Below are 8,967 nucleotides of genomic sequence, written 5' to 3'. Positions count from 1 at the left end.
AGGGGACTGGTCCCCTTGCGGGGGGTTCTGAAGGGGGGCGGAGCCGCCCCTTTCTTTCTTGTATGCGGGCAATTTTGATACCCGAAAAAACTCGAATCCGATCAGTATAATATAATTAAGGAGTAGGTTTTTATGGACCATAGAGTGTTAGATATCTACAGCGTCGAGATGTTAGGTTCTCTGCTGGGGGTTTCGTTTCTGGTGGGGATCAGGCTCTATGCCACGGTGCTTGCCTGCGGGTTGGGGATCAGATACGGGCTTATTGCCTTGCCGGGGCATATGTCTGAGCTTAATGTCCTGGCACAACCGCCTGTGCTGATTGTCGTTGGCGTGCTGTGTGTCGTGGAATTCCTTGCCGATAAGGTCCCGTGGGTTGACAGCACGTGGGACTCCATACACACGATCATACGTCCCGTGGGGGCTGCCCTTCTGGCAATGGAAGCGATATCTGGTGTTAAGCTGGACCCGATTCTCTCCCTCCAGATCGTACTGTTATGCGGAGGGTTGTCGTTGTCCTCGCACTCGGTCAAGTCTGTGGTGCGGTTGATCGTAAATCACTCCCCGGAACCATTCAGTAACTTCTTTGTCAGCGCAGGGGAAGACGTCTTTGTCGTAGGCGGGTTGTGGATTGCCATCAAACATCCGGTATTAACATTGAGCTTTGTTGTAATATTCATGTTCGTTTTTATCTTTTTTGCCCCACACATGTATCGCTGCTTGATTATAGAGTCCTCGGCAATATTTGCCCTGATCAAGAAATTCTCAGGTAAAGTGTCTAAGACACCGGAGACGCTTGCCCAACATGACGATTCAATAACCGGATTTGTAGACTACCTGCACAACAAAAACCTCATAAAAGACAACAACGTGCCCTTTCTCCACTGCATCTCCGGCAAGGGCGTCAAGATTGGCCGAAACTACAGGGGACTGTTGTGCATGACTGGCGATAAGCTGATCTTCGTCTGCAAAAAGGGCTTCAGGTTTAATCACACAGAGATTCCAATGGCCGACATCAGGGATACAAGGTACAAGACAGGCATCCTGTTTGATACCCTGTCCGTCTATGCTACACACGCCATGCACTTTCAGCTCCTTAAGGGCCACTACGACAACACACGGATATCCAGATTTACATCAGCAGTCTCATAAAACAAATAAGAGAAGGTTCTTTCTCAAAGTGAACGGTTTACTGCGTATCTTCTTGCGTAGGTGGCTAAGGGGGCATGGAGCGCATTGAGCATGGTAAAATGGGGTCAAGGGGGCTGGCCCCCTTGCAGGGGAGGTCTGAGGAGGGGGCGGAGGGGGTGGGGCACCCCTGCCACAAACCGCCCTCCTGCTTTCTTCTATACAGCGGAGTTGCCGACGTCTTGTATCTCTGCCGGTTCTTTATCTTGCGTGAATACCCCAATGCTTGTAAGTTTTTTGTAACGTTCTTGCAACAGCACGTCTTTTGGGATTTCCCTAAGCGTTCTGAGCGTATCGACGATGTATGCCTTGACAAGTTGTGCGGCCTCATCCATGTCGATGTGTGCCCCGCCCAAGGGTTCACGGATTATGCCGTCGATGACGTTAAATGCCAGCAGATCGTAGGCCGTAAGCTTCAATGCCGATGCGGCCCGTGAAAAGTCCTCCTGTGTGAGCTTGTCCGACTCCCAGAGGATGGCCGCACAGCCCTCCGGTGAGATCACGGAGTAGATGGCGTGCTCAAGCATCACGAGCCTGTCTGCCACACTGAGGGCCAGTGCCCCGCCGCTTCCACCCTCGCCTATGACAATCGAGATCACGGGCACGGCCAACAACGAAAGCTCCAGGAGGTTTGTGGCAATGGCCTCGGCCTGGCCCCTCTCCTCCGCCCCCGAACCGGGAAATGCCCCGGGGGTGTCAATGAGCGTCACTACAGGGATGTCAAAGCGCTCGGCCAGTTTCATCAATCGCAGTGCCTTTCTGTAGCCCTCTGGATGGGGTTGACCAAAGTTCCTGCCGATGCGTTCTTTTGTGCCGCGCCCCTTCTGATGCCCCACTATCAGCACGGAGTGGTTGTCGATGGTTCCAAAACCGCCGATGATTGCCGGGTCGTCGGAAAATCTGCGGTCACCGTGCAGCTCAAGGAAATCCTCCGTCAGACGTTTTATGTAGTCAAGCGTGTAGGGACGCTCCGGATGCCGCGCCAACTGACACTTCTGCCACGGCGTCAGGGACGCTATCAGCTCCTGTCGTCTCTGATTGAGCTGCTGCTGAAGCACTTGCACCTCACACTCAACCACGGGGTCACGCCCCTGTGTCTGAGTGGCAATGGCCTCCAGTTTAAGCTCCAGCTCCTCAAGGGGTTTCTCAAAATCCAGATAGGTTCGCATTATGATTGCATTATTTTTTTTAGAGCTTATCTAATATTTTAGTCGTTGCTAATTAAGCGCAATGACGCCTTTGCACGTGATACCCTCGATCTCATTGAACACCCCCTGGTCATAACCTACACAGTAGGATGTCATGATTGTTACCTCTGAGCCGTTCCAGGGGAGTCTCAGATACACCGGTATCTTGCCCTTGGCGCTGCGCCCAAGCACCTCTCTCAGACGCCCAAAGATGTCCCCGTTACATGGCGTGCATCTGAGGTCTATCTCTATCTTTGAGAGCCTCTGCGTCAGAACGGCAGAGATGTCCGATACCTCATTGACAATCACCTTGGCCCCCTTTTCGGATATTTCGAGTTTGCCCCTTACCACAACAACGATGTCCTTTTTGAGCAACTCCTGCACCTTTCCAAGCGCATCCGGATAGACAACACACTCCACCCAGCCATCATCATCCTCAAGGGTGACAATGGCCATTGTGCGCTTGTCCTTCAACTGTTTCTTCTTAAACGACGCCACGATGCCCGCCACGCTGATCTCCGTACCACTTACACATTCCTCCAGGGCGGCGGTCTTTGTCAGATGCAACTGTCTCAGAAAACCCTCGTACTTTCTCAGCGGATGACTGGTGATATAAAAACCCAGCGCTTGCTTTTCATACATGAGCTTATCGGCCTCCTCCCACTCGCCATTCCCTGCGGAGTTTCCGCCACCCTCGGCGTGATTGTCAAACAGCGACGGCAACGCACCCTTGCCCGATAACAGCCCGTCAAGTTCCTGCACTGCCCCTGCCCTGCTCGTACAGAGACTGTCAAAGGCGCCGGCCTTTATAAGACTCTCTGTTACCTTTTTGTTGACCTTGACACGGCGAAAGAAGTCCTCGAGGCTCTGAAAAGGCCCTTCCTGCCTGCACTGCAGTATGGTCTCTATGGCACTGCCACCAACCCCCTTGACGGCCTCAAGACCAAAGAGTATGGCCTTGGCAACGATCTTAAATCGGCTACCGCTGTTGTTTATATCGGGAGGCAGTATGTCTATGGACATCTCTTGGGACTCCTTGATGAACTTGACGATCTTGTCCGTGGTATCCTCGCAGGAGAGGTTGGCGGCCATGAACTCAACGGGATAGTGCGCCTTGAGGTAGGCCGTCTGATACGAAAGATATGCGTATGCGGCCGAGTGCGACTTGTTAAACCCGTACTTTGCAAACATGGCCATGAGATCAAATATTTTGACGGCCATTTTTTCTGCTATGTTATTTTTTACGGAGCCTGAGACGAACTCGTCCTTGAGGCGGTCCATCTCCTGTGCGATCTTCTTGCCCATTGCCTTTCTGAGGATGTCGGCCTGTCCCATTGTGAAGCTGGCGAGTTTATTGGCGATCCGCATGACCTGTTCCTGGTACAGGATGACACCGTAGGTCTCATCGAGGATGTCTTTCAGCTGCGGCAGGTCGTATGTGACGGGCGTTTGTCCCTTTTTGCGTTTAATGAAATCATCCACCATGCCGCTGCCAATGGGGCCGGGGCGGTACAGGGCAACCAGGGCAATGAGGTCCTCAAAGCGATTGGGCGACATCTTGATCAGGATGTCCCTCATGCCGGGACTCTCAAGCTGAAACACGCCGGTGGTTAGTCCGCGGCTTAACAGCTCATATGTCTCAGTGTCATCAACTGGGATGTCCTTGAGCACGAGGTCGATACTGCGCTCTTTGAGGTACTGCAGGGTCTGCCTGAGCACCGTCAGGGTCTTGAGGCCCAGGAAGTCAAACTTCAACAGGCCGATCTTTTCTATGGAACCCATGTCAAACTGCGTGATGATGGCGTCTTCTGAGGGGTGCTTGTACAACGGCGTGTAGTCGGTCAACGCAGTGGGCGAGATAACAACCCCTGCGGCATGGGTAGAGGCATGTCGGCACAGCCCCTCCAGACGCATGGCTATGTCTACGAGGCGCTTAACTTCGTCCGACCTGTCGTAGGCGCTCTTGAACTCGACCTCTGCCTCGAGGGCCTCCTTGATGGTGATGTTGAGGGTTGTCGGGATGAGCTTTGCGATCCTGTCAACCTCGGCATAGGGCATTCCCAGTGCCCTGCCCACGTCACGCACTGCCGCCTTGGCAGCCATCGTCCCGAAGGTGATGATCTGTGCAACGTGGTCTTTGCCGTAGCGCTCCGCCGTATAGACAATGACCTCTCCACGTCTGTCCTTGCAGAAGTCTACGTCTATGTCGGGCATACTGATGCGGTCGGGATTCAGGAACCGCTCAAAGAGCAGGTTGTACTTTATCGGGTCTATGTCGGTGATATCCAGGCAGTAGGCAATAAGTGAACCGGCTGCCGACCCCCGGCCAGGACCAACGGGGATGTCGTTGCTGCGTGCGAAGTTTATAAAATCCCACACGATTAAAAAGTACGAGGCAAAACCCATCTTGTTGATTACCTTCAGTTCGGTGTCAAAGCGTTCGGTGTACGTGGCGGATGGTTGTGGCCCTATCTTTTTGGCTAGTCCCTCCAGGGCAAGACCCTGTAGATATGTCTCAGCCGTTTGGGAGCCTTCTATGTGATACTGGGGCAGCATGTTTTTGTATAGTTGGAATGAGAGGTTGCACTTTTCGGCTATCTCCAGGGTGTTGAAGATGGCCTCCGGGGTTTCGGCAAAGGCCTGCTTCATCTCCTGCGGGGACTTGAAGTACAGTTCGCTTGTCTTAAACCTCATTCTGTCGGTATCGGTGATGGTCTTTCCCGTCTGTATACACAGGAGGATGTCGTGTGCGGTGGCGTCATCTTTGCGCAGGTAGTGGCAATCGTTTGTTGCCACGAGCTTGACTTCAAGTTCTTTAGAGAGGGCGATGAGTTTTCTGTTGACGTCGATTTGTTCGGCTATGCCGTTGTCCTGGATTTCAAAGTAGAGGTTATCGGCCCCCATGATTTCCATGTATTTGATGGCGGCCTCTCTGGCCTCCGTCATCATGTCTCGTTGCAGGTAAAATGGCACTTCGCCCTTGAGGCAAGCCGTCAGAGCAATCAGTCCGGCGCTGTGTTGTTGGAGCAGCTCCATGTCGATGCGCGGTTTGTGGTAGAATCCTTCGGTGTATGCCTTTGTGACAAGCGTGACGAGGTTTCTGTAACCCTCCGCATCCTTTGCCAGCAGGACGAGGTGAAAATACGATCCCCTGGTGTCGCTCTTGTTTCTTTCGTGGCGATTGCCCGTGGCGACGTATAGTTCGCACCCGATGATAGGTTTAATGCCGGCATCTTTGGCCTTCTTGTAGAACTCAATAGCCCCAAACAGATTGCCATGGTCAGTGATGGCCACTGCAGGCATATTGTACTGCATTGCCATGTCGATAAGCTCGCCGATCCGTATAGCCCCATCCAGCAAGCTGTACTCGGTATGCAGATGAAGCGGGACGTAATCTGACTGCTGCATAACGTAAATATTAACACAACTGGCGGCTTAAGTCAATATCAAAAAGATGAAGGACTTTATTGCATACGTCGATTGGATTAAAGACAAAGCCTGGTTCCTGCGAAACCTTTTACCATGCTTTTTTTAGAGGATACACTACTTTCGTATAGATCCTTACGTGAGGCAACACGCCCCCCCCGAACTTACCCGTGTAAATTTTTTTCCGGGAGTAAAGGACTATTCTGGGCGGAAGCCGTAATCCACTAATTGCTCAAAGGTATAGGGGCAGGTTTCAGGTAATTCACTGGCGCTAATTCCTGTTTCGTCTTCAAACATTCGTTTAGTCGCTATAAATCCTTTAGCTATAACGGTTCCTATCTTATTCTTTAGGCTTGGACTGTCCTCAAGCAGATGTTCTATTTCTTTTCTTTGATTACCTATTGTTGCACGCCAACTTCTACAACGCCGTTTTGGTTGATACTGCCACTTTAGCAGATGCGCTATTAACACCTCTAATCGACTCAAGAGTTCTCTTTTGTTATTCCTGCCCATGTCCTCCAGCTCCTCTATTATATTTTCAAGGTCTATCTCTGTGAATCTGCCTTGCCGCAACAGATCGGCATTATGAAACGTCCATTGATAAAAATCAACCTCATAGAGGGCACGAGCGGGAATGTCCCGCCGCAGTGAAGAAGCCGTAAGAGCGTCGTTATGTGTTAATGTATCCATGTTATTCGGGCCAGAAACCACGATCCATTAATTGTTCAAAGGTATAGAGACAGGTCTCGGATAATGTATTGGCGCTAATCCCTGTGTCAACTTCAAATCCTTCTTTGGCGTCTATAAATCCTTTAGCTATAACTATTTCTATATTATGCTTTAGGCTTGGACTGTCCTCAAGCAGATTTTTAATATCTTGTCTTTGAATAATTATTGTTGAACGCCAACTTTTACAACGTCGTTTTGGTTGGTATTGCCATTTTAGCAGGTGCATTATCAGCACCTTTAATCGACTCAATAGCTCTCTTTTGTTATTCCTGGCCATGCCCTCCAGTTCCTCTACTATATTTTCTATGTCTATCTCCGTGAATCTGCCATGCCGCAGCAGATCGGCATTACGAAACGCCCACTGATAAAAATCAACCTCATAGAGGGCACGAGCTGAAAGCGTGTCGTTATGTGCTTGTGTCAGCGTATCCATAGAGATATGCTAACATTACCGGCGGGGTATCTGTCAACCCCCGAATTGCCTCATCTAAAATCTATACGGAATTATAATAAACCTCATATAACAACATTACAGGAGGCAGACATGTTGTTAAAGATGAACGAGAGATAAGTACTAACAAATGAAGGGTTTTATAGCAGATTTCGATTGAGGGCTTTCGTCAGAGCGTGTTTGACCTCGTTGGGGGTGATGTCGTCTAGGCAGTCGCTTTTTTTTGAGCCGTTGCATCCGTCCTTGCCGCAGGGGATGCATGGCCAGTCTCGTTGAATCACCGAGTGTATGCCGCAGGCTTGCTGGCCGTTTCTTTGTGGGTATGGCTGTAGGGTGTTGGAGTCGTTGTACCACGGGCCCCAGTTAAATACGCCAGATGGTCCAAACAACGCCACAACCGGCGTGTCAACCGCAGCGGCTATGTGCATGGGGGCAGAGTCCACACCGAAAAACAACGCACAACGCCTCGATATGGCCGCAAGGGCCTTCAACGTGCCAGCCCCCCCAAGGGAGATTAATCCCCCCGCACGTGAGACCGCACTCAGAGCAGTCAGTGAGACAATCCGCTCTACGCGTTCCCTTTCCCTGGCGTCGGGGGCGGCGGTGAGTACGACCTTTACGCCGTTGGTAACGAGCCAGGTTATCACATCGGCCATGTAGTCATCCTGCCAGCACTTGTATTGCCACCGCGACATCGGATGAATGTGCACCAGCGTATCGCCCTGATGCACGCCCCTGGATTTCAGCGCCGCCTCTGCCGCCTGCGTCTCTACCTCGGGTACATGTATCTCCACGCGCACAGGGGCTTGGACGTCGTTTCCCAGTAGCCCTGTTACCAGGTGGAGATTCTGACTCACAACGTGTTGTGTCTGGTCTACGCCAATCAGATCGGTATAGAGGGCCTTCTTGCCCCATAGGCTGACCTTGTGGGTGTTGCGCCCAATCCTGCGACCTGCACCGCTTACGTATGAGGCTATGGCGCCCCGATCCCCTCCGGTAAGATCAATAGTGGTGTCAAACCCCCCGGCCCTCACCACCCTGAGGAATGAGAGTTCGCTGCCACACTTCTTTAGAAACGGTTGCCCCTTTATCGACCTGTCAAAGACAATCAGCTCGTCAATGTTGGGGTTTTCGCTCAACATCGGTTCGGTGCCGGAGTTTACCATCACCGCTATGTGTACATCAGGCAGCCTGTCCCTGATGACCCGGTACACCGGCGTCGTCAACAGGACATCGCCAATGTGTCGCAGCTTTATAACAAGGAGCCTGGTCATTTTCACTATCCACTAACCCTGTGCATCAGAAAAAAAGCGTCACTGCTATATCTTACATCAGTTTTAACTTTAATGCAAGCAACAACCGGGTCAGGACCGACTCATTTAACGGAAGTCAATTTATCATCTTGACCTTTAGTACTATATGTGATACCATAAAGTATGAAAAGGGATAAAATTTTAAGGGATGCTATAAATAATCCTGCCAATGTACGCTTTAGTGATTTTGAAAATTTACTCAAGGACTTTGGCTTTGAATGTTTGAGGTACAGAGGCAGTCATGTTATATTTTTTAGCAGCGATTACAAAAAACTTATACCCGTGCAAGAAGGCAAAAACGGTATGGCCAAAGAATATCAGGTGAAACAATTTATAAGAATATTGGAGGAAAACGATGCCATATGATTTTAAGGACTATACGGTCAAGATATTTTTTGACGAGAGAGATGATGAATTTGGTGCCTTCATAGAGGATATCCCCGAGGTTTCAGCCTACGGGCAAACCCGTGAAGAGGCAATTTCCGCACTCAGCACCGTGTTTGAACAATGGAAACAGATCGCCACGGAGAAGAATCTTGCTATCCCTCCTCCGTCAAACCTTAAAGAATATAGCGGCAGGTTCGTTCTCAGGATTCCCAAATCACTCCATAAACGATTGGAAGAAAAGGCAAAGGAAGACAACGTCAGCTTAAATCAGGAGGCTATATATTGTATC

8 protein-coding genes are annotated in these 8,967 nt (G+C 50.6%); 3 read left to right on the top strand and 5 right to left on the bottom strand.

Annotation, left to right across the window (positions count from 1 at the left end; translation table 11 throughout):
- Nucleotides 1-132 precede the first annotated feature (132 nt).
- The gene (locus tag HWQ67_RS08755) at nt 133-1,149 is read left to right on the top strand and encodes a DUF4126 domain-containing protein (RefSeq protein ID WP_218252304.1); all 1,017 of its coding nucleotides are present in this window, start codon (nt 133-135) and stop codon (nt 1,147-1,149) included.
- A gap of 194 nt (nt 1,150-1,343) precedes the next feature.
- Here the strand turns inward: HWQ67_RS08755 and HWQ67_RS08750 are convergent, their stop codons facing one another.
- The 5 genes from HWQ67_RS08750 to rfaQ form a co-directional block, all read right to left on the bottom strand.
- A complete protein-coding gene (locus tag HWQ67_RS08750) occupies nt 1,344-2,357 on the bottom strand; it encodes an acetyl-CoA carboxylase carboxyltransferase subunit alpha (protein ID WP_425340712.1) in 1,014 nt (337 codons plus the stop codon).
- 45 nt (nt 2,358-2,402) lie between these two features.
- Nucleotides 2,403-5,780, bottom strand: coding sequence for a DNA polymerase III subunit alpha (gene dnaE / locus HWQ67_RS08745; RefSeq protein WP_218252302.1), 3,378 nt, complete (start codon nt 5,778-5,780; stop codon nt 2,403-2,405).
- Between the two features lie 216 nt (nt 5,781-5,996).
- On the bottom strand, nt 5,997-6,488 hold the full coding sequence (locus tag HWQ67_RS08740; RefSeq protein WP_218252301.1) for a DUF29 domain-containing protein: 492 nt from the start codon (nt 6,486-6,488) through the stop codon (nt 5,997-5,999).
- 1 nt (nt 6,489) lies between these two features.
- On the bottom strand, nt 6,490-6,960 hold the full coding sequence (locus HWQ67_RS08735; RefSeq protein ID WP_218252300.1) for a DUF29 domain-containing protein: 471 nt from the start codon (nt 6,958-6,960) through the stop codon (nt 6,490-6,492).
- A gap of 158 nt (nt 6,961-7,118) precedes the next feature.
- Nucleotides 7,119-8,252, bottom strand: a complete 1,134-nt coding sequence (rfaQ, locus tag HWQ67_RS08730; protein WP_218252299.1) for a putative lipopolysaccharide heptosyltransferase III — start codon at nt 8,250-8,252, stop codon at nt 7,119-7,121.
- Between the two features lie 162 nt (nt 8,253-8,414).
- Here rfaQ and HWQ67_RS08725 point away from each other — a divergent pair, with 162 nt between their 5' ends.
- Together HWQ67_RS08725 and HWQ67_RS08720 are read left to right on the top strand one after the other, a co-directional pair.
- Nucleotides 8,415-8,657, top strand: coding sequence for a type II toxin-antitoxin system HicA family toxin (locus HWQ67_RS08725; protein WP_218252298.1), 243 nt, complete (start codon nt 8,415-8,417; stop codon nt 8,655-8,657).
- Nucleotides 8,647-8,967: type II toxin-antitoxin system HicB family antitoxin (locus HWQ67_RS08720; protein WP_218252297.1), on the top strand; the 321-nt coding region annotated here is incomplete at its 3' end. The genes HWQ67_RS08725 and HWQ67_RS08720, both read left to right, overlap by 11 nt.

The sequence above is a fragment of the Candidatus Magnetobacterium casense genome, from assembly GCF_019173545.1.
GTDB classification, from domain to species: Bacteria; Nitrospirota; Thermodesulfovibrionia; order Thermodesulfovibrionales; family Magnetobacteriaceae; genus Magnetobacterium; species Magnetobacterium cryptolimnobacter.
This window is presented reverse-complemented; position numbering and strand designations above follow the sequence as displayed.

Bases quoted from the DNA above. Each gene is read 5' to 3' on its own strand.
- HWQ67_RS08740 (WP_218252301.1), bottom strand. From the start codon at position 6,488: ATGGATACATTAACACATAACGACGCTCTTACGGCTTCTTCACTGCGG.
- HWQ67_RS08755 (WP_218252304.1), top strand. From the start codon at position 133: ATGGACCATAGAGTGTTAGATATCTACAGCGTCGAGATGTTAGGTTCT.
- HWQ67_RS08725 (WP_218252298.1), top strand. From the start codon at position 8,415: ATGAAAAGGGATAAAATTTTAAGGGATGCTATAAATAATCCTGCCAAT.
- HWQ67_RS08735 (WP_218252300.1), bottom strand. From the start codon at position 6,960: ATGGATACGCTGACACAAGCACATAACGACACGCTTTCAGCTCGTGCC.
- rfaQ (WP_218252299.1), bottom strand. From the start codon at position 8,252: ATGACCAGGCTCCTTGTTATAAAGCTGCGACACATTGGCGATGTCCTG.
- dnaE (WP_218252302.1), bottom strand. From the start codon at position 5,780: ATGCAGCAGTCAGATTACGTCCCGCTTCATCTGCATACCGAGTACAGC.